This is a genomic window from Paracoccus sp. S-4012, assembly GCF_009674885.1.
Taxonomy (GTDB): domain Bacteria; phylum Pseudomonadota; class Alphaproteobacteria; order Rhodobacterales; family Rhodobacteraceae; genus Paracoccus.
Map to the genome: position 1 here is coordinate 128751 of NZ_WKKA01000004.1, position 20469 is coordinate 149219.

Annotated in this window: 19 protein-coding genes; 9 read left to right on the forward strand and 10 right to left on the reverse strand. The window is 63.9% G+C overall.

All coding sequences use genetic code 11. The features are described 5' to 3' along the window. Window positions 1–12: 12 nt before the first annotated feature. Window positions 13–1506: an ATP-binding protein gene (locus GI374_RS07445; RefSeq protein ID WP_154336397.1), complete on the reverse strand. Its 1494-nt coding sequence runs from the start codon at window positions 1504–1506 to the stop codon at window positions 13–15. Between the two features lie 53 nt (window positions 1507–1559). Then, complete coding sequence (locus GI374_RS07450; RefSeq protein ID WP_154336398.1) at window positions 1560–3143, reverse strand: DNA cytosine methyltransferase; 1584 nt, start codon at window positions 3141–3143, stop codon at window positions 1560–1562. A gap of 106 nt (window positions 3144–3249) precedes the next feature. On the opposite strand from GI374_RS07450, the gene GI374_RS07455 reads away from it, so the two are divergent. After that, a complete protein-coding gene (locus GI374_RS07455) occupies window positions 3250–3735 on the forward strand; it encodes a very short patch repair endonuclease (protein ID WP_370515211.1) in 486 nt (161 codons plus the stop codon). A gap of 167 nt (window positions 3736–3902) precedes the next feature. Here the strand turns inward: GI374_RS07455 and GI374_RS07460 are convergent, their stop codons facing one another. Beyond that, window positions 3903–5564, reverse strand: coding sequence for an exonuclease domain-containing protein (locus GI374_RS07460; protein ID WP_154336400.1), 1662 nt, complete (start codon window positions 5562–5564; stop codon window positions 3903–3905). A 13-nt stretch (window positions 5565–5577) separates the two neighbouring features. Then, on the reverse strand, window positions 5578–6552 hold the full coding sequence (locus GI374_RS07465; RefSeq protein ID WP_154336401.1) for a hypothetical protein: 975 nt from the start codon (window positions 6550–6552) through the stop codon (window positions 5578–5580). A gap of 827 nt (window positions 6553–7379) precedes the next feature. Between GI374_RS07465 and GI374_RS07470 the strand changes: the two genes are divergently transcribed. The 8 genes from GI374_RS07470 (at window position 7380) to GI374_RS07505 (ending at window position 14034) form a co-directional block, all read left to right on the forward strand. Continuing rightward, entirely contained in the window at window positions 7380–7784 is a 405-nt protein-coding gene (locus GI374_RS07470; RefSeq protein WP_154336402.1) for a hypothetical protein, read from the forward strand. A gap of 80 nt (window positions 7785–7864) precedes the next feature. Next, window positions 7865–8308 (forward strand): hypothetical protein, encoded by a 444-nt coding sequence (locus GI374_RS07475; protein WP_154336403.1) that lies wholly within the window; start codon window positions 7865–7867, stop codon window positions 8306–8308. Window positions 8309–8548: 240 nt separating this feature from the next. Next, window positions 8549–9220 carry a hypothetical protein gene (locus tag GI374_RS07480; RefSeq protein ID WP_154336404.1) on the forward strand — a complete coding sequence of 224 codons (672 nt, stop codon included), beginning with the start codon at window positions 8549–8551 and terminating at the stop codon, window positions 9218–9220. A 166-nt stretch (window positions 9221–9386) separates the two neighbouring features. Continuing rightward, window positions 9387–10061, forward strand: a complete 675-nt coding sequence (locus tag GI374_RS07485; RefSeq protein WP_195759872.1) for a helix-turn-helix domain-containing protein — start codon at window positions 9387–9389, stop codon at window positions 10059–10061. Beyond that, window positions 10061–11203 carry a Mu transposase C-terminal domain-containing protein gene (locus GI374_RS07490; protein ID WP_229582916.1) on the forward strand — a complete coding sequence of 381 codons (1143 nt, stop codon included), beginning with the start codon at window positions 10061–10063 and terminating at the stop codon, window positions 11201–11203. The genes GI374_RS07485 and GI374_RS07490 overlap by 1 nt, the downstream gene beginning before the upstream one ends. After that, on the forward strand, window positions 11200–12156 hold the full coding sequence (locus GI374_RS07495) for a TniB family NTP-binding protein (protein ID WP_154336407.1): 957 nt from the start codon (window positions 11200–11202) through the stop codon (window positions 12154–12156). Before GI374_RS07490 ends, GI374_RS07495 begins: the two co-directional genes overlap by 4 nt. Before the next feature lie 74 nt (window positions 12157–12230). Further along, the gene (locus tag GI374_RS07500) at window positions 12231–12779 is read left to right on the forward strand and encodes a TniQ family protein (protein ID WP_195759873.1); all 549 of its coding nucleotides are present in this window, start codon (window positions 12231–12233) and stop codon (window positions 12777–12779) included. Then, on the forward strand, window positions 12748–14034 hold the full coding sequence (locus tag GI374_RS07505; protein ID WP_154336409.1) for a hypothetical protein: 1287 nt from the start codon (window positions 12748–12750) through the stop codon (window positions 14032–14034). Before GI374_RS07500 ends, GI374_RS07505 begins: the two co-directional genes overlap by 32 nt. A gap of 450 nt (window positions 14035–14484) precedes the next feature. Here the strand turns inward: GI374_RS07505 and GI374_RS07510 are convergent, their stop codons facing one another. From GI374_RS07510 to GI374_RS07535, 6 genes are read right to left on the reverse strand one after another with little or no spacing between them, the layout of a single operon-like run. Continuing rightward, a complete protein-coding gene (locus tag GI374_RS07510; RefSeq protein WP_154336410.1) occupies window positions 14485–16200 on the reverse strand; it encodes an ABC transporter substrate-binding protein in 1716 nt (571 codons plus the stop codon). A gap of 39 nt (window positions 16201–16239) precedes the next feature. Further along, window positions 16240–16641, reverse strand: a complete 402-nt coding sequence (locus tag GI374_RS07515) for a DUF2160 domain-containing protein (protein WP_195759874.1) — start codon at window positions 16639–16641, stop codon at window positions 16240–16242. Next, complete coding sequence (locus GI374_RS07520) at window positions 16641–17447, reverse strand: carbohydrate ABC transporter permease (RefSeq protein ID WP_154336411.1); 807 nt, start codon at window positions 17445–17447, stop codon at window positions 16641–16643. Before GI374_RS07520 ends, GI374_RS07515 begins: the two co-directional genes overlap by 1 nt. Beyond that, window positions 17447–18310, reverse strand: a complete 864-nt coding sequence (locus tag GI374_RS07525) for a carbohydrate ABC transporter permease (RefSeq protein ID WP_154336412.1) — start codon at window positions 18308–18310, stop codon at window positions 17447–17449. Before GI374_RS07525 ends, GI374_RS07520 begins: the two co-directional genes overlap by 1 nt. Then, the gene (locus tag GI374_RS07530; protein WP_154336413.1) at window positions 18310–19389 is read right to left on the reverse strand and encodes an ABC transporter ATP-binding protein; all 1080 of its coding nucleotides are present in this window, start codon (window positions 19387–19389) and stop codon (window positions 18310–18312) included. The genes GI374_RS07525 and GI374_RS07530 overlap by 1 nt, the downstream gene beginning before the upstream one ends. Further along, window positions 19389–20456: an ABC transporter ATP-binding protein gene (locus GI374_RS07535; RefSeq protein ID WP_154336414.1), complete on the reverse strand. Its 1068-nt coding sequence runs from the start codon at window positions 20454–20456 to the stop codon at window positions 19389–19391. The genes GI374_RS07530 and GI374_RS07535 overlap by 1 nt, the downstream gene beginning before the upstream one ends. Window positions 20457–20469 lie beyond the last annotated feature (13 nt).

Consider the following 20469-nt stretch of genomic DNA (forward strand, 5'->3'; position numbering starts at 1 on the left):
TCAGAGTCTGATTCATTTGTCTTCCTTCGTCTCGATCGTCGCCGCGATGATGCGCTCGGTATCCTCCCAAGCCGATCTGAACGGATCGACGTCCTTCATCAGTGAAGTGATTTCCTTCAGGTCCTTGCCCGACGCGAGGAGGACGGAGAGGGTTGCTTGCACGGCCTGAGTCAGCGTGTCCTCATCAACCCGGTCGGGAACGATCTGTTCGGCCGTGCCAGCCATGTCGGCGTGGAGCGTCTCGATTGGTAGCGACGCCCCGACCAGCGCAATGCAGTTGAAGAAGCCGCGCCTCAGGTCCTGCGGCAGCCTTTCGGCAAAGTCGGCGAATGCCGGATGCTCGACATTCGGTCGGTAACGGATCTGTGCGTCGGCCTGTATCCGGTGCCAAATTGGCAGCCGCTCGTGATCAACCAGCCTCTGGCCGCGCTTTCTGTAGGTGCGCTTCGATCCGGCATGGATACGTTCGATGACCTTCTTCAGGCGGTCGCGAACGACAGGCGGGAGCTGTGCCGAGGATTTCTTGACGTCGATCTTCCAGTCGGCATCCATGCTGTTGGGAATGTCGATCCTGACACGCGACAGCTTCGTCAATTCCGATTGTCGGCACAGGCCGAACCAAGTGCCGTGGAGAATCAGCCGCTTGCCTCGATACAGATAGAATCCTTGAGACTTCAGGTGACCCTCCGGCCCGCCGATATCCTCCCAGTTCGCCTTCGCCATCTGCTTGTGATGCGGAAGGGTGAAGCTCTGGATCTCCACATCGCCCCTGATCAGGGTCAGCTTCTCTTCGGGGTCCGCGATGGTGGCCGGGTTCTTTCGCGCGAAGGGATCGAGCGGGCGCAGCAGCCGCCCGTTCAAGAAGATGCGCAGCGGCTTCGGATCCTCCATGAACCGATGGAAGATGAGGCGGAGGTGGCGTTCGGTTTCGGCGATCCGCTGATTGATCACCTCGGCACGCTTGGCAGCATTGTGTGAATAGCCGCCAGTGAGTCGGTCAAGCTTCTGCCAGAGAACAAGGGTGCCGTTCACGCCCAGCCTTTCGATTCCGGGTATCCCCTCGAAGCTGTCGGGCAGTTGCACCGTCCACTGGTTTCGATCGGCAACCTCATCAAGATCCCAGATGGCTGCACTGGTCTGCCCTGATCTTCGCGAGACGACCGTGAGTCGGCGGCACTGGGAGAAGCTTGCGCTCTTCAAGCCCAAGCCGAACCGCCCGAGATCTGGCTCATCGCGTGTCGCCAAAGGGTTCCGGCTGCCCGGGCGCATTGCGGCGACCAGTTCTTCCTCCGTCATACCCCCGCCGTCGTCTATAACTGCGATGTAGGGCTCGTCGGCGTAGGTCTCAGTGACGATGTCGATCTGGTGAGCACCGGCCGTAATCGAGTTGTCGATGATGTCGGAGATGGCCGTTTCAAGGGAATATCCGATATCCCTGAGCCCCTCGATCAATGCCGCCGCGTGAGGGGTGGCATCTGCCCATCTTGAAACAGCGATCTTGTCCATGCGCAACCCTTGCGAGGTTAACTCCATCTACATTGAGACGAAGTGGCTGGTGGTCACAAGGCACCCTGAGGACGAAAGCGAGGCGCTGCGACCTTTTGGCCGTCGTGCGTCAGGGACGCGTGGAGTAGCGCTGCGATCTGGCGTGCCAGGAACGGCGGCACCGCATTTCCGACCTGGACATACTGCTGGGTCCGATTGCCGAGGAACAGGTAGTCGTCGGGGAATGTCTGAAGCCGAGCGGCTTCCCGCACCGTCAGACTTCGGCACTGCCACGGGTCTGGATGGATGAAATAGTGTCCGTCCTTGGAGATGTGGCTGGTCACCGTTGTCGCAGGCTCGTCGGCGAGTTGAACTCGAAAGCGGTCGTTGAAGGCACCACTGTGCCAACTCCTGTGATCGGGGCTGAGCACAGAAGGGAAGTCAGCCGCCTTGGGGCTGTAGCGACGCTCCCGTCCGAACACTGCGGCGAACAGGTAGCGGCCAAGGTCGGTCGCCATGTGACCCCTCGTTCCGTGCTGGGCCAGCCCGCGCAGTTCCGGATGCTCCAGCCAACGCATCAGGCCGTTGTTCGAGGTTCCATAGCCGGCTGGAAGCATCGTGCTCACACGCCCGATGGGCGCGCTGCCCTCCAGGAGTTCAGCAACTTCGCGGAAGGCATCCTGCAAAGCGCCGTGCTCCTCGTTCTTGCTGATCCTGGCGAGGAGTTTCGCGGAACGCACGACCTCCCTGCGCCACGCGGCAGCGCTGTCGGCTGTGCGGCTCATGCCACTGCGCAGAGACGGCATGTTGCCGATGGTCTCCCCGACCGTGCGAGTGGTGTCAGGGACCAGGATGCTGGCACCGGCTGCCCGGGCTGCAACATCCGCCCGAAGCCCGACGATGATGACGCGATGGCGACGTTGCGGGACTCCGAACTCCTCCGCGCGCACGATGAAGTCGGATGGTCTGGCTGCTTCCCGCAATGAGGCCTTTCCATCGGCGATGCGGATCGCGCGGAGCTCGTACAGATTGCCATGCCCCGTGCCGAGCGAGGCGAGGTCTTCCATCAGCATCTCGAAGACCAGTCGGCTCTCGACAGTCGACGACAGCATGCCCTTGACATTTTCCATCACAAAGGCCGCGGGGCGAACCCTGTCCAGTACCCGGATGTATTCCCGAAAGAGAAAGTGACGCGGGTCTTCCTCCGGGACGTAGTGCGCATTGCCACGGGACCGAGCTCGCCCCACCAAAGAGTATGCTTGGCAGGGCGGGCCACCGATCAGGATGGTGTCGTCGAATGTTCGGCTCAGCTTCCCAACAGCCTCGTCGACGACCTCGGCTGCCGGATCGACACCCAGCTCGAGGCGGCGTGCTTCCGCCGTCGCCCGGGCCCAAGAGGCGGCGTCGACCTCGGCCCAGTCAGGCTCGTCCGTCAGCCCGGCATGGTACTCTAAATAGGAGGCCGGCAGGGCACCGTGACGCGAACGATACGAGCGAAGAAAGGCCCGCAGCGTCAGCGTTCGATGGGCCGATGCCTCCTTTTCGACCGAGACGCCCATGTGAAACGGCGCTCGGCCGCCTATATCATGGGAGGCAAACCCCTCACCCAGTCCACCCGGGCCTGCAAACAGATCGACGACGCCGAAAGTGGCTGGCAAGTCAGAAACCCCTCGAATTCAGATCAATGGCTCTATACCAGGTCCATAGGCCGAGGCCAGGCGGCAAGTGCCCGACGTAGTCGACAGTCAGACCCGCTCGCGCATGATGGCCGGGATCCGCGGGAAGGACACCAAGCCGGAGCTGGTCCTCCGCCGAGCCCTGCACGGACTGGGGTTCCGCTACCGCCTGCACGCCAAGGAGATCCCTGGAAAGCCGGATCTCCTGTTGCCGAAGTACCGGGCAGTCATCTTTGTTCACGGTTGCTTCTGGCACCGGCATTCAAAGTGTCGATACTCCACGACGCCAGCGACGCGGCCCGAGTTCTGGGCAGCGAAGTTCAAGGCGAACGTGGCGCGAGACGAGGCAGCGCGATCCGCGCTGCTGAGTGGCGGCTGGCGAGTTGCAACGGTCTGGGAATGCGGATTGAGGAATCAAGAGAGTGTTGCGGCCTCACGGGATATCGTCGCGGCATGGCTTCATGGCAGAGAAGTCGAGCTGGCAGTGGGCGAGGCCGACATCAGGATGGACGAGGTACCCGCCGGGTCGAGCATCCACGCTGTGAAGTTGCCCAAAGCCGGCCCGGCGGGCTGACGCGAAGTGGGTCCACCCCACATCGATGATCCGTTGCCAGCCGCAGGCCTTAGAACCCGAAAAGCGACACGTTTGGCTGTTTACCAAGCGCGATGCTGGAATACCGGTGCGATTTGTCGAACGGCGCCTGCGACATACCGGCTATTCTGAAAGCTCCGTGGCGCGGATCAGCTCATAGTGAAGTCGGGCTGGTTCCGCCCCGCACCTGCCTCGGCGTGTCCCCCAGCCGCACTGCTTGCGGAGCGGGCTTCGAGTGCCACCCGGTACCTGTAGGCGCCGATTTCCTCGACGACGACCGTATCACCTGCGCGGATTTCGTTCCGTTCGAAGAAGTCCCGGATCCAGGCCCGCTTGCGGAAAAAGCGCTTCGGGCCGTCAAGGTCCGTCATCACCATCGTGCTGCCACCCCAATCAACGGCGATCTCGCGCGACGCCGCAATAGCCCGGCTCGATCCCCCAATCGCATCTGCAGGAAACATCTCGAAGAAGCTCCTGAGATAGATGTGGCTGTTATCAATATTGCCTTGGGTGATTACCGTTTCACCGATGCGACGCGAGGCGAGCGCAGGCTGCTCGAAGACTGGGACAGGAGCTGCTGGCGAGGGATGAGCGGGAATCGCTGCCTCCTCAAGATCCTCGATCAGGTCGAGATCGTCGCCGTTGCCAAGCCACGTCGGAGCCGGATGCACCGTCGGCCGAAACCTGACCCGTTGGATATTCTCTGCCCGAATGACCACCTCAGCGCATGCGCGGGCGTCTTCGCCCGCATCATGATGATCGAACACAAGCCCGAGATGCCGCTTGAGGCTTGCGAGTCCATGGCCACCATTGCCTCGCAGCTCGGGCCAGGCGGCGCGGGCCACATGAACACTGTCGCGCCAATCCCACTGCGGAAGCCGAAGGCCGCAGCGCCCACATGCGGCCGCGATCGCGGTGCGATCAAAACCTGAGTGCTGATAAACAATGTGGCCTTCCAAGGCTTCCCGCAGGACCGACAGCACCTCGGGAAAGGTTGGAGCCCCCTGAACCGTGTGGACGCTGATCCCGTGCAGCCAGGTCAGTACCCAGCGGTCCACCTGCGGATCGACATAGGTCAGCCAGGTCTCGATGGAATTGTCGGGCCGCGCGCAGGCGACGCCAATCTGGCAGATGCTGCCGCGGTCGTTGTTGGCTGTCTCCACGTCCAGAGTGAAGAAGCGGAAAGGCCCTTTCGGAAAACTCGGAATGTTCACCTGCAGGACGGCTGCCGGCTTTGGCGCAGGTGCCGTGGCGGCGCTTGGCTTGGCGCCAAGAAAGCGCTCGCGCTGGCGTTCGATGGCCGCCAGTTCGCGCTCACCCCATCTGAGCCGGAACAGCGTGGCTTCGACGAGATCGGCCGGTTCATCGTAGGTCGGCATCTTGCGCCGGTTCCATGCGATGGCGTGATCAGGCGCAAGGGAGAGCACCTCGGCCTCCAGGCGCGGAATGTCCGCCGTATCCGGCAGCGGCAGCCAGACCGCGCGACAGTGATCGACGACAAATTCATTGCGCAGCGCCTTGGCGAGGTCGCCATCGGCCTTCGTCATCGGATCCTTGCGGTCGCGCCACATTCGGCCGGTGTTGTACATCTGCGAGAAGTAGTGGCTCATGCCTTCCGAACCGGTGCGATGGCGCCGGTGGATCCGCTCGTAGAAGGTCTGGGCGGTCGAACTGGTCGAGCCAATGTAACGAAGGTCTCCAAGATGATCGACGAGGCCATAAAGTCCGCGCCCGTCGCGCGGCGCCTGTGCGGTCGGGCGAGGCGTGGTCTCGAGAAGGGCGGCAAGCAGATCCTCTGCAACGAAACGCATCATGAACTCCGAATTACATCAGCATCAGCTGGCGGCGCTCGATTCGCTTCCAGTCGCGCCCCGAGACGATGCCCCAGTTCCCGGCCTCGTTCGGACGGCGCCAGCGCGGCGTAGCCATCTTCTGCAAGGCAGCAAGAGCATCGTCGAAAGACGGACGCTGAACCTCCTCTCCCTTGGCCCCGATCATGAACTTGCCGCCCCGCGCGAGGCCGGGATGGAAGATGCTGCCATCCGCGGCTACCGGCACGAACACCACATCGTCCGAGAAGTCGGCGCTGTGCGCCTCAGGCGCGGCCTCATCAGGCCTCTGCCAAATCGACGCAAAGAACTCCTTGCGCCCCTTCAGCCACCCCGCGGCGCTGACAGCCGTCACGCGCTGCCCAACCTTCTCCAACCCGCCATCGCCGCTGGAAAGGATGTTCCGGATCCGACCTTCCGTAACGCCGCCGAGCAGTGCGAGCGACTGCAGCTCGACATCACCCTCACCAGTGTCAATCGCGTGACGGGAAAGGGCGAGATTGATGATCCTGGCGATCACTCCCTGTGGCTCGGGCTGCGTCACCCGCCGGAACTGATCAAGCTGCTGAGCCAGCGCATCAATCCATGTCGCGCGGCCCTCCATCGGAACATTGGCCGGAGTGACACCGTAAAGGCCATAGATGCCCGCGTTGTCGATCAGCTTGGTGCCGGTCCAGTGCGGCGTCAGGACAGGATCATAGGTTTCAAACGCTTCCTGCCATGTCTCGCCCTCGACGTCAGGCCCGTGCAGCATTGCAAGGAGATGTGGCGCGACTTCCTCTGTTCCGAGAATCAGTTCGATCGCACGAAAACGGGAGGCGAGAAGTTCCAGAATCTCATGTCCGTAGTCCCAGGTGGCAGAGTAATCGCTGTTGGCGGCCAATCCATAGCCGATAAGCTCGCGCTGGAACCAGGCGTCACGGCGGTCCTGCGCCGTCATCATTTGGGGGGTGAGGGCGGGCATGTTCATGGTCTGACCTCACGCCTGCAGACGGCGGATCGCAGCGCACAGACTGTGAGGCGGGCGGTGACGAGAGGGCGCGAAAGCCGCAACAAGGGGCGCCCGTCCGAGATGAAGGGTGCGGTGGCCACCACTCGGAGCGAGGACACGCCCCGCGAATGGCACAGCTGCCGGTGGTCTCGGGGAATCTTACACATGAGGCGAGTTCCGTGAGAAGGTGATTGTTGACGTAACGTTTACTGCCTCAAGATGATACAGTCAAGACGTGAACTCACGATTCACCTGTACCGCCCTTCTCCGGCAGTGCCACTCTGTGCCAGCTGTCCCGTGGCGGGCGGCCGCCCGAGACTGGTTCGCTCTGGGGAGCGGACGAGTGCGTTCCAAGACATGGCGTAGGAGTGTCGGATTGGTCCGCGCCCGATCAGGGTGCCACCTGGGTAACCTGATGTCGGTCCCGTCGATGGATACCCATCGCGTGGCAGGGGTGACCAAACCCGATGCTTCCCCCGCATCACCGACGAACCGCGATGGGTCTCGCTTTGGTCGAGCACCGTCGTCCGGCGAAAACGCCTTCGTCGAGCGCAACGAAACTGGAAGACGAGTACCTCTACCTCCAGTCGTTCAGGCCCTGCCTGAATGTAGGAGTCAAGCCCAAGTTCGCGCGCCATACAGACGCTCATCCAAATTTTCTTTTGCCTTTCGCAAGAAATGCGCTTCGTTCTCCGAACAACCAGCCAATATGAGTTTTAGACATCGACCAACCGCCCGCAGGAAGGAGCGCGAAGGGCAACTTGAAGCTGCCGCACTGGTGCAGCGTATAGAGCAAGAGCGAAGCAATGTTCGACTCTCTCACCACGGAAGACACCCGCGACGTCCTCGGCCGGGTTCGGTCCTTCTTTCTCGATCACGGTCATCAAGTTGCCATGGCGGCATCGATGATCGGGGGCGCGGCCGCCGAGGCGCGGGTCGTCTCCTGCGCCCTCCATCTCGAAGGAGCGACGCGTATCGATCACCGCATCAAGCGGGACCTGGCCGGTTTTCACCGGTTGCTCAGCCTCCACGACGTGCAGGACCTGGATGATTTCGGTATCGGGCTCTTCTCGGAGCTTCATCCGGCTTCGGCGGAGGTCGAGACAATCTGCGTGCTCACGGACCTGCTGGAAGACCTGCTGCGCGAAATCGACACCGCGGCGGATCGGCCGGGACGGAACGACACCACAGGCGCCTCGATCGCGGCCTGATGGCTCTCTCTCTCTCGATCCCGCCAGGGATCGAGCCTTGACGCCCGGCCGCCATTGCCGGGCACTGCTGAGAGGCTGAAATGACGATCACCCCTGCGACCGCCCCCTCGCTCGATGAACTGGCGACCGAGGCCGTCCGTCTTGGACGCGAGCTCAGCGCCATGGCGCACGCCGTCTATGTTGGTGGCAACATCCGCGACTTCGGTTTCGCGAAACGGACCCTGTGCCGGCTGGCCGAGCGGGATCCTTTCGATGTTCGTGACGCGGACTCCTTCGAGGTGCTGCGCGGAATCGTCGAGACTGACCTCGGTCGAGAGATCGTCACTCGCGAGCGGCGCTTCGTGGAGACGCATTACGATGCCGACGGCCAGCAGGGCGAGGTGCGCGACATCCCGGTCTACAGCCCGCGCGGCGAGGCGCTCCTGCGCCTGCAGGAGACGCTCCACGGCTTCCTGCTCGCCCGCGATGCGACGCTGGATCGGGTTGCGGCCGAGCGCGCCCTCACCCGCCTGCTCCGCGAGTAGTCGCACGGCCCGAGACCGCCGGAGCGCGCTCGCCGACGGGTTCAACCGCGCTCTGAGGGAAAAGAAGCAATTCGTAACAAGCGCTTCAAAGAAAGTCGCGCGCTTCCGCTTTGCAGGGCGGCAGATGGCGCAACGTTCTTGGCACGACGACGCAACCCTCACCTCTCCCGCCGGCCCGCAGGACCCAGAAGCCCCCACCGGCTTGGGCCGCAGTACACCTCGAAACGGAAAACGGCCACAATGAACGCCCAATCAGACCAATATTTGCAGCTACCGGAACCCCCCTCCGCCGCCCGCAGGATCGCGATGGGTGCGAAGCACCACTTCTCCGGCACGCTCGTGTTCGGAGAAGGCGCAGGCAGGACGATGCAGGTCGAGAGCCACACCGAGATGCAGGTCGCGCTCGTCATGCTGGCTCGGCCGGAGGTGATCGATCTCGAGAACCAGCTGCCGCATCGATGGACCGACCGGGATGGCGCGTTGCGCACGCATTTCTTCGACTTCCGGGTCTCGCTCCGGAACGGCAGCCGAATCGCGTTGATTGTAAGGTCGGCGCGGAAAGCCGCGAATCTCGACTTCCGTCAGACAGTACGCCTGATCGCGTCACAAGTGCTACCGGAATTCGCGGATCAGGTCGGTGTCATGACCGAGAAGCATCTCGATCCCATCGAAGTTCACAATGCCGAACTCATCCAGTCGGTGCGACAGTCTGACCCGGAGGCAGATGCGGAGGTTCGATCCGTGATCAGCGGAATGGTTGGCGCGGGACGGATCGGTGATTTGGCAGAGCGGACCGGTCTTCGTGGTCGCGGCTTCCGGGCTGTCGTCCGCCTGATCCGCCGGCAGGAGCTCGTGCTCGCCACCCACGAGCGCATTACCCATGACGCACTTGTTCGAAAGAGGGCAGCCTGATGCTCGATATCCTGCCCAGCCCGACCGTCCCGCACTATGCCTTTCGCAGGCACGATGCCGTACACATTCACGGGATCGCGTATCGGCCTGTCACGAAACCGAAAACGGGTACGTCCTGGTGCGCTCAGACGGTCAGGGAGTCGCCGAGAGCTTCACTCGGACTGAAATGGCGCGGCTGGTCGAACGTAACGTTCTGGTGCATGAGAGGAACGCATTCCTTCCCGAGAGCGAGAAGAGGCGCCTCGACTCCCCCAGCAGCCCGCTCTCGACGTTCAGCGACAAGAAACACCGCACGGCGAAGTCTCGCGAAGCAGTAGTACAAGCATTCCTGATGCTTGAGAAGAAAGGCAGGATCAATCGCACCGACGCTTCGATAGTGGCTGCGCTGGCAGAAATCAAGATCGAAGCCGCGAAATTCTATTCACAGCCGAGTGCGTTCGACGAGCACCCGATCATTCGGGGCGCCCAGATTATCCCCATGAACGTCAGCGCTCGATCGGTCAGGCGGTGGGTCAAGGCCTATGAGGAACTCGGGCTTGCCGGCCTCTACGATGCGATCGAGAACCGCGGCAACCGCCAGCGGCGTCTGGGGCCCGACGAGCTGGTGCTCATGTCGCAAGTAGTGAGCCGCTATCTCGATGAGCGGAAGCCTTCGATCTCCAAGATCTACAACGATGTGCGGGCGAGTTTCGAGGCAGAAAACCTGCTGCGCCGGGAACGCGGCGCGCGCGAGCTCGTTCCTCCATCGCGTGAAACCGTGCGGCTGGCAATCCGGGAACTCGACCCGTTCCGGTGCGATCTTGCACGCGAGGGCGTCGCCCGCTGCAGGCGCTCGAAATGATGCTGCGGGACAAGGGTGTCTGGTCCGACGCCGTCGGCGCACTCAGCCCGTGGTCGTACTACGGTCTGCCCGAAAGCGTCGTGACGGACTGCGGCAGCGAGAATATGGCGTACGATGTGCGGCTCGCACTGCGAGACCTCGGTATCGGTGTCGAGCATGCGCCGGCGGGGATTCCGGAGATGCGAGGATATATCGAGCGGTTTTTCCGGACGATCTCGGTCGGCCTCATGCCGCGGCTCACCGGACGGACCTTCAGCAGCATGATCGAGAAAGGTGACTACGATCCGGAGGCGCGCGCCGCGCTGACGGCAGGCGACCTCTGCGCCGCAATCATCCGCTGGGTCGCCGACATCTATCATCGGAGCCCCCACGCGGGGCTTGGCGGCGAGACACCTGCGAATTGCTGGAATCGGCTCACAGACCAGTTCGGCGTGTGTCCGCCTCCCGATCTGGCACGGCGGCGGCTCGCTCTGGGCACACGCTTCAAGCGCACGGTGGGCAAGTCTGGCATCACCGTCTTTGGCGTCCGCTACCATTCGGAAGTGCTGGCGCGGTGGATGCTGCGCGCGAAGAACCGCGAGGTGAACCTGCGCTGGTACAGCGAAGATCTGGGAGCAATCGTGGCTGAGCTCGATGGCCAGTGGTTCGAGGTGCCCGCCGTCTTCGATCGCTTCAAGGGCGTGCGGGCGGAGGTGTGGCTGGCCGCCGCCCGGCAGCTCCGCGACCGCTTCAAGCTCGAGGCCAGCCTCGACGAGCAGGTCGTCTTCGACGCGATCCGGAGCATCGACGAAATCAATGACAACGCGATGAGGCGTCAGAGCCTTCTGGCCAACGATTGGTCGGTGACCCGGATCCAGCACGAGGAGACGGGGGTCTTCATCGGGTTCGAGGTGTCGGAACGTTCCGTGTTGGTGAAGGATCTCGCTGACACTCGCTTTGGGGAGGAGGTGCCGGTCGACGTGATCGCTGCCGATCCTTTCGTCCCCGGCCTTGGGAAGCCTAGCGAACCCGCGAGCCTGAACTCGCAGGTTCCGGTTTCCGGAACCGCAGCATCGACCACAGATCCCGTGGGTAACGGATGCGCGGCGTCGAACAGGGACGCTGACGACGATCCTGGGTTCGAATTCGAGGACAAGTGGTGAAGACGGAACTGCAGGGGGCTCGCAAGGACATCCACGTCGTGATGGAGAGCCTGCGCTCGAAATACGTGAAACTGGCACGCGACGACGAGTTTCGCGTGCACCTTGATCGGCTTCTCAAGTGTGACGCGGCCGGACGCCCGATCCCTGCACCGGCAGTGTTCACGTCGACCGGTGAGACGCGGGGCATCGCGCTGATAGATGGCGCGGGTGGTGGGAAGACCTCGCTCGTCCACCACGCCCTCTGCCGGCACCCAGCGCTTCAGGCAACCGAACCGGACAAGATGCTCTGGATCGGCGTGCGGGTGCCCAGTCCGGCCAGCTTGAAGTCGTTGGGGCTCGAGATCCTCAGGCAGAGCGGCTACCCGGAGGTCGGCGACCGCACGAAGGTTTGGGACATCTTCAACAAGGTTCGGCATCGCTTCCAGCAGCTCGGAACGGTCGTTCTCTGGATCGACGAGGCCCACGATCTGTTTCGTACCGGTTCTGCCGTCGAAGTCGAGACGACTCTGAAGATGTTGAAGTCGCTGATGCAGGGCGAATGGCCCGTTATCGTCGTCCTCACCGGCATCGAAACGCTTTGGGAAATCGCCTCCTGTGATGATCAGGTAAAACGGCGCTATTCCCGGATCGAACTGCCGTCGGTCACACGTGCGGCGGACGGCAAGACACTCTGGAAACTGATCGACAGCTTCTGCGTTCGTGCAGAGCTTGTACCGCCGGAACGGGGCGACCTTGTCGACCGTCTGATCCACGCGGGCCGCGCCCGCTTCGGCCGCTGCATCGAGCAGATTCTCAATGCCATCGAGGTGGCTCTGCACGACGGTGCGACCACGCTGGAGACCGAACACTTCGCTCGCAGTTTCGACATGCAGGAGGGCTGCAGGCCCGGCGAGAACATCTTCCGCTCGCCGCGCTGGTCCCAGATCGACGTCAACGCGCTCGGCCGCGCCTGATCCCCCGTCTTCCAGATCACCCCCGGGAATGCATGCCAATGCCGACTCTCTTTCCCGTCCTTCCCTTCGATCCCGTGGAGACGCCGATCTCTTACGCCACGCGTCTCGCCGCGTTTCATACGGGAGGCCGGCTGCTGCCGTTTCTCCATGACATAGGTGTGAAGCCGAAGGCGTTCGCCGCGGGCGACACTGAGGCAGTCGAGCGTCTCTGTGCTGTAGCCGGCATCCACAGCGCGCCCGTGCTGCACAACACGGCGCGGACCGTCGGAAAGCGACGTTCTGACCTCCGCGGCGAGGAGCTCTCGGCCGAGTTCCTTTCAGGCTCGGACACGGTGTTCTGCCCCCTCTGCCTCGCCGAGGACGATGCCGCCGCGAACGGCAACCCCGGCGGGCGCCGCCAACGACTTTCCTGGGCGCTGCGGGTCGTGCGCACCTGCCCGCAACACCAGATCGCTCTGCTGCGTCGCAAAAGGCAGAGCGAGGACAACCGGTTCCACGAACTGGCCGTTCGTGCCGGAGCGCGGGGAGACCCTGGTCGCGCTCGTGGAGAGTTGCGAACGCCGGCCTGTCTCACCGCTGCAGGATTATGTGATGACGCGGCTCGAGGGTGGAGCTGGGCCTGAATGGCTCGACCAGCATCCGATCGAGCAGGCCGTGCGGGCAACCGAGATGCTCGGGCTTCTGATCGCGTTCGGCCCCGTCGCAATGCCCAGCGAACAGGGAGTATCGGACTGGGATTGTGCCGGTCGAATCGGGTTTAACTACACCAGCGCAGGAGAATCCGGAATCCGCGAAGCCCTCCGACAGGCGCAAGCTGCGTATCGGGGCAAGGGTTTGCCGAAACGGTTCAATGTCTTCGGAAGTTTCTATAGATGGCTCGCGTCGCCGAAAACAAGAAAGGAGGTGGGCGACATCAAGAGGATCATGCGCGAGCACATTCTCGAAACCATGGAGGTTGCGCCCAATGAAATCATCTTGGGCGGGTCGATCCCACAGCGTCGTCTCCACAGCGTGAAGTCGCTCGCCCTCGAGGCCAAACTGCAGCCACGCACCTTGCGCAGACTACTCGCCGCCCGCGGTGTCATACCCTCGGATGAGAAGATCGACGAATATCATGTGTTCGATGCGGAGGTGGGGAGAGCCGTCGCCGCCTCAGCTCACCGGTTGATTGATGTGCAGGCGCTGCCCAAGACGCTGAACTGCACCCGGCCCCAAGCAGGCCAACTCCTTGACGAGCAGCTTCTCGTGCGGGTGGGAGGCGCACCAAGTGATGCACCGGGCCGGAAGCAGAGAGCTGTAGACGGAAGACAAGTGGAAGCGTTTCTCGCGACGTTCGGGAAGGATGCCAGGCGCGTCGACACGCCGCCGGAAGGCTTCCTGACGATCTCGAAAGCGGCCGAGAAGGCGGGCGTGCCTTGCTACGCCATCGTGCACCTCATTCTCGGAGGTTTTCTGGACGGCGTCGCTCGTCTCGCACAGGTCGAAGGCTATTCTGGCATCCTTGTGGATCCGAACGAAGTGCGGGCCCAAGCGCACAGATTTCAGCAGGGTCTGTCGCCTGGGGAAGCGTTCGGCAAGCTCAAGGTACCGAAGGACACGGGCTGGGCCCTGGTCCATCGCGAGGGCGAGGTCGCCCTGAAACCACTCGTGACCATCGGCCCGAGCGGACACCGCTTCTATCGCTTCGACGAAGCTGAGGTTTCGGGGTTCGCTCGCCGGTTTACGACGGAGATCCGGATCGCCAATGGCTTGGAGGTCCAGTGCAACGAGGTCGTCTCACGCCTCAAGAAGGATCGCATCCGGCCAGTGCTCGCCCGTCGTGAGATCGGACTTGATCTCTACCGTACGGCGGACTTGCCGGCCTCGTACTTCCCCTGACAGGCGTTGAACCTGCGCCAACCCGATCTGCACGATCGCTCCTCATGGCCGCCCGCTGGGCGGCTTTTTTCGTTTGGAAATGCGTCGTCCAGGGTCTAATTGTACCATACACAGCGTGCGGCGTGACCGGATAACGGAAAAAGCACGTCGGCTTTGGAATGGACTCGTTATGGCTGCATAATGTCCAAGTTCGCCGCCGATGAGCGTTACAGATCAAAATAAATCAATGCGTTAGATGAGCGAAGCGGCCAAGTTATGCCTGCCGCAACAGTTGCGACGACCCCATCCGTCCCTGCGACTGCGCCAGGCGAGCGGACGATTCCCTTGTTCCGGGTCGCCATGACCTTCCCTCCGACAAATCGTTCAGAATGGCGACGGCGCGGGTGAAGCCGCCGATCCGCCCCTATCGCGCAGTGGGGAACCCGGACGAGCCGGATTCCCCGCGGCGTGTCACTGCTGCCAGCTCTGCACCAGCTCGTCATAGCTGACGGTTTCCGGATGCGGATCCTCGTTCTCCAGCTTCAGCTGGGGTGCGATCGTGCCGTGCTCCTTGGCGTAGGCGTTCCACCATTGGAGGTCATGCTCCTCGGCCAGCTTGGGGCCGATGTCGCCCTGAACGCCGGCACGCTCCAGCCGCTCCATCACCTTCTCCTGCTCGGCGCAGAGGCTGTCCATTGCCTCCTGCGCGGTCTTGGCGCCGGAGGAGGCATCCCCGATCGCCTGCCACCAGAGCTGCGCGAGCTTGGGATAATCCGGCACGTTGGTGCCGGTGGGCGACCATTGCAGGCGGGCGGGCGAGCGGTAGAACTCGATCAGCCCGCCCAGCTTCGGCGCGCGGTCGGTGAAGGACTGGTGGTCCAGCGTGGACTGGCGGATGAAGGTCAGGCCGACGTGGCTCTTCTTCACGTCCACCGTCTTCGAGGTCACGAATTGCGCGTAAAGCCAGGCGGCCTTGGCGCGGTCGTCGGGCGTCGATTTCATCAGCGTCCACGAGCCCACGTCCTGATAGCCGAGCTTCATGCCGTCCTGCCAGTAAGCGCCATGCGGCGAGGGGGCGAAGCGCCATTTCGGGGTGCCGTCCTCGTTCACGACCGGCAGGCCTTCCTTGACGAAATCGGCCGTGAAGGCCGTGTAGGTGAACATCTGCTGCGCAACTTCGCCCTGGCTCGGCACCGGGCCGCTCTCGCTGAAGGTCATGCCTTGCGCCGCGGGGGGCGCAAAGGCCTTGATCCAGTCGAGGTATTTCTGCAGCGCATAGACTGCCGCCGGGCCGTTGGTGTCGCCGCCGCGGGCAACGCAGCTGCCGATGGGACGGCTGTTTTCATCCACGCGGATGCCCCATTCGTCCACCGGGAGGCCGTTCGGGATGCCCTTGTCACCGTTCCCCGCCATCGACAGCCACGCATCGGTGAAACGCCAGCCGAGGCTGGGGTCCTTCTTGCCATAGTCCATGTGGCCATAGACCTTCTTGCCGTCGATCTCGCGCCCGGTGAAGAACTCGGCGATGTCCTCGTAGGCCGACCAAGTGATCGGCACGCCCAGGTCGTACCCGTATTTCGCCTTAAAATCGGCCTTGTTGGTCTCGTCGTCGAACCAGTCGGCGCGGAACCAGTAGAGGTTGGCGAACTGCTGGTCGGGCAACTGATACAGATCCCCGTCCGGCGCGGTCGTGAACGACTTGCCGATGAAATCGTCGATGTCGAGGTTCGGGTTCGTCACCTCCGCCCCGGCATTCGCCATCCAGTCGGTCAGGTTGCGCACCTGCTGATAGCGCCAGTGGGTACCGATCAGGTCGCTGTCGTTGACATAGGCGTCGTAGATGTTCTCGCCCGACTGCATCTGCGTCTGCAGCTTTTCGATCACGTCACCTTCGCCGATCAGGTCATGCGTGACCTTGATCCCGGTGATGGCGGTGAAGGCGGCGGCGAGAGTCTTGGATTCGTAATCGTGGGTGGTGATCGGCTCGGACACCACCTTGATCTCCATCCCGGCGAAGGGCTGGGCGGCGTCGATGAACCACTGCATCTCGGCCTCCTGGGCCGCGCGGTCGAGGCTCGACAGGTCGCCGATCTCGCTGTCGAGGAAGGCCCGCGCCTCCTCCATTCCGGCCTGCGCGCCGGTCGCCATCAGCGCGAGCGCCATCGCCGTGGTCAAGTGCAGTCTCATGTCGTCTCCTCCCCAGGATGGGCCTTGCTGGCCCGGTTTTTACACCCAGCGGAACACCGCCGCGGCGTAGATCAGTGACACGAGCAGACCTCCCCAGAGCGGCTCCCCCCAGAGGCCGAGCCAGGCGAGGTTGATGAAGGCCGAGCCGAGCAGGCTGATGAACAGCCGGTCGCCGCGGGTAGTGCGGATGCCGAGGACACCCCTGCGCGGGGTCTCGGGGAAGCGGATCGCAAGCCAGATGAAGGTGAGCAGCAGGGCGGCGATGATCCAGAAGAACAGGGCGGTCGGGAAGGTCCAGGCCATCCAGCCGCCGGGATCGAGGCTGCCGGTCCATTCGCGGGCGCCGTCCTCGACCGGGACGAGGGCGACGAGCCAGCCGAGCAGACTGAGCGTGAACAGGGCCGCGAGGGCGAAGCCTGCGGAGACGGAGCGCGAGCGCATCACACCCTCCCCAACGCAAAGCCCTTGGCGATGTAGTTCCGCACAAACCAGATCACCAAGGCGCCGGGGATGATCGTCAGCACCCCCGCCGCCGCCAGCACGCCCCAGTCGAGGCCCGACGCGCTGACGGTGCGGGTCATCGTCGCGGCGATGGGCTTGGCGTTGACGCTGGTCAGCGTGCGGCTCAGCAGCAGTTCCACCCACGAGAACATGAAGCAGAAGAACGCCGCCACGCCGATGCCGCTCGCGATCAGCGGCATGAAGATGCGAACGAAGAAACGCGGGAAGGAGTAGCCGTCGATATACGCCGTCTCGTCGATCTCGCGCGGCACGCCCGACATGAAGCCTTCGAGAATCCACACCGCCAGCGGCACGTTGAAGAGGACATGGGCCAGTGCCACGGCGATGTGGGTGTCGAAGAGGCCGACGGCGGAATAAAGCTGGAAGAACGGCAGCGCGAAGACGGCGGGCGGGGCCATGCGGTTCGTCAGCAGCCAGAAGAACAGGTGCTTGTCGCCAAGGAAACGGTAGCGGCTGAAGGCATAGGCGGCAGGCAGCGCGACGGCCAGCGACAGGGCCACGTTCATCGCCACATAGGTCATGCTGTTGACGTAGCCCATGTACCAGCTCGGGTCCGTCAGGATCGTGCGGTAGTTGTTCAGCGTGGGATTCTGCGGCCAGAGGCTGAAGGTGCCGGTGATTTCGGCGTTGGTCTTGAAGCTCATGTTCACGAGCCAGTAGATCGGCAGCAGCAGGAAGGTCAGGTAAAGCACCATCACCACCGCCGAGGTCCGGGAGGCGCGCATCACGGCGCCCTCTCTGCCGTCATCACTGTATAGAAAACCCACGAGATCACCAGGATAACGAGGAAATAGATCAGGCTGAAGGCCGCAGCGGGGCCGAGGTCGAACTGTCCGATGGCCATCTTCACGAGGTCGATGGAGAGGAAGGTGGTCACGTTGCCGGGCCCGCCTCCGGTGACGACGAAGGGCTCGGTATAGATCATGAAGCTGTCCATGAAGCGCAGCAGCACCGCGATCAGCAGCACGCCCCGCATCTTCGGCAGTTCGATGAAGCGGAAGACGCTCCAGCGGCTCGCCTGGTCGATGCGGGCGGCCTGGTAATAGGCGTCGGGGATCGATTGCAGGCCCGCATAGCAGAGCAGCGCCACGAGGCTGGTCCAGTGCCACACGTCCATGACGATGATCGTGGCCCAGGCGTCGATGGGATCGTTGACGTAGTTGTAATCGACGCCCAGAGCCGCCAGCGTATGGCCCAGCAGGCCGATATCGACCCGGCCGAATACCTGCCAGATGGTGCCGACCACGTTCCACGGGATCAGCAGCGGCAGCGCCATGAGGACCAGCACGAGGCTGGCCCAGAAGCCGCGCCGGGCCATGTTCAGCGCGATGAAGATGCCCAGCGGGATCTCGATGGCGAGGATGATGCCCGAGAACAGGAGCTGGCGCCCCAGCGCCGCGTGGACGCGGTCGCTATGCAGCACGTCCTGAAACCAGCCGAGGCCGTTCCAGAAGAACTGGTTGTTGCCGAAAGTGTCCTGCACCGAATAGTTCACCACCGTCATCAACGGGATCACCGCCGAGAAGGCGACCAGCACCAGCACCGGCAGGACGAGAACCCAGGCGCGGTTGTTGACCGGCTTGTCCATCACGCGGCCCGTTCCAGCGGTGCAAGGCGCCAGTCATCGACGAAGACCCCGATGCGGGCGGGGTCCAGCGCGACGCGGTCGAAGCTCGCGGGGATCGGCTGGTCCTCGGAGACGGCGAGGTTGAAGGGAGTGCCCGCAACCTCGCCCCTGAGGATGCGGTGATGGCCCACGTCCTCGGTGCGGATCAGGCGGAAGGGCAGGCCCTCGGTGGCGGGACGGACGGCATCGGGGCGTACGCCGATCTGCACCCGGCCAGCCCCCGGGGCATAGGCGGCGCCCAGCGGGATCGTCGCTCCGGCGACGAGGGCGGCCGCGCCCCGCACCTCGGCGTCCAGCAGGTTCATCCCCGGCGAGCCGATGAAATAGCCCACGAAGGTATGCGCGGGGGCGTCGAACAGCGACTGCGGGGTGCCGGCCTGCACGATGCGGCCCTCGGACATCACCACCACCTCGTCGGCGAAGGTCAGCGCCTCGGTCTGGTCGTGCGTGACGTAAATCATCGTATGGCCGAACTCGCGGTGCAGGGCCTTGAGCTGGGTGCGCAACTCCCACTTCATCTGCGGGTCGATCACCGTCAGCGGCTCGTCGAAGAGGATCGCGTTCACGTCCTGCCGGACCATGCCGCGGCCGAGGCTGATCTTCTGCTTGGCATCCGCCGTCAGCCCGCGCGCGCGGCGGTCGAGCGTCTCCGCCATCCCGATCATGCGCGCGACGGCCTCCACCCGCTCCGCGATCCGCGCCGCCGGAAGGGCGCGGTTCTTCAAGGGAAAGGCGAGGTTCTGGCGGACGGTCATCGTGTCGTAGACGACCGGGAACTGGAACACCTGCGCGATGTTGCGCGCCGCCGTCGGCAGATCGGTCACGTCCTGCCCGCCAAACAGCACCCGTCCCCGCGAGGGGCGCAGGAGCCCCGAGATGATGTTGAGCAGCGTGGTCTTGCCGCAGCCGGAACTGCCCAGCAGCGCATAGGCGCCGCCGTCGTTCCAGGTCAGCGACATCGGCTTCAGCGCCCAGTCGGCCTCCGTCGTCGGATTCGGGCTGTAGCTGTGGGCGAGGCTCTCGAGGCTGATCCGCGCCATCACGCGGCCCGCGAGCGAGGGGCGGCGCGCGCCAGCCGGCCGCCCTCCTCGAACAGATAGACATGCGCCGGGTCGAGCCAGACCGTCAACGCCGCGCCCGCGGGAAGCGGGCGGACGCCCGGGACCAGGCCGATCCAGCGGTCCTCGCCGTGCCGGAGATGCAGAAAGGTCTCGGCCCCGGTGACTTCGGTCGCCTCTAGCCGCGTTTCGAGCGGCACGGCGCCCGGCTGCGGCTCGAGCCGCAGATGCGGCGCGCGAAAGCCCGCGGCATAGCGCCCATCGGCCAGATCGACCGGCCAGCGGGCGCGGTCCAGAACCGCCTTGCCGCCCCGCACCTCGATGCGCTTGAAATTCATCGGCGGGTCGCTGAAGACGCGCGCCGTCACGGCGTCCTTGGGGGCGCGGTAGACCTGCGGCGTCGGGCCGAACTGCGTCACCCGGCCCTGCCACAGCGTCGCGGTATTGTTGCCCAGCAGCAGCGCCTCCTCGGGCTCGGTGGTCGCATAGACGAAGATCGCGCCCGACGCCTCGAAGATGCGCGGGATTTCCGCCCGCAGCTCCTCGCGCAGCTTGTAGTCGAGATTCGCCAGCGGCTCGTCCAGCAACACCAGCCCCGCGCCCTTGACGAGCGCGCGGGCAAGCGCCGTGCGCTGCTGCTGCCCGCCCGACAGCTCCAGCGGCCGGCGGTCGAGCAGCGGCGTCAGCCGCATCATCTCGGCGGTCCCGCGGACGCGGGCGTCGATCTCGGCCCGCGGCACGCGCTGCAGGCGCAGGGGCGAGGCGATGTTCTCGTAGACGCTCATCGAGGGGTAGTTGATGAACTGCTGGTAGACCATCGCCACGCCGCGGTCCTGCACCCGGCGCCCGGTCACGTCCTCGTCCTGCCAGAGGATGCGTCCCGCGTCCGGCTGGTCGAGGCCCGCCATCAGCCGCATCAGCGTCGTCTTGCCTGACAGCGTCGGACCCAGCAGCACGTTCATGCTGCCGGGCGCGAGGGTCATGTCGGTCGGGTGAATCCAGACCTGACCAGCAGCCTGCCTGGCCACGCCCCGAAGCTCCAGCGTCATGTGCCGCGACCTC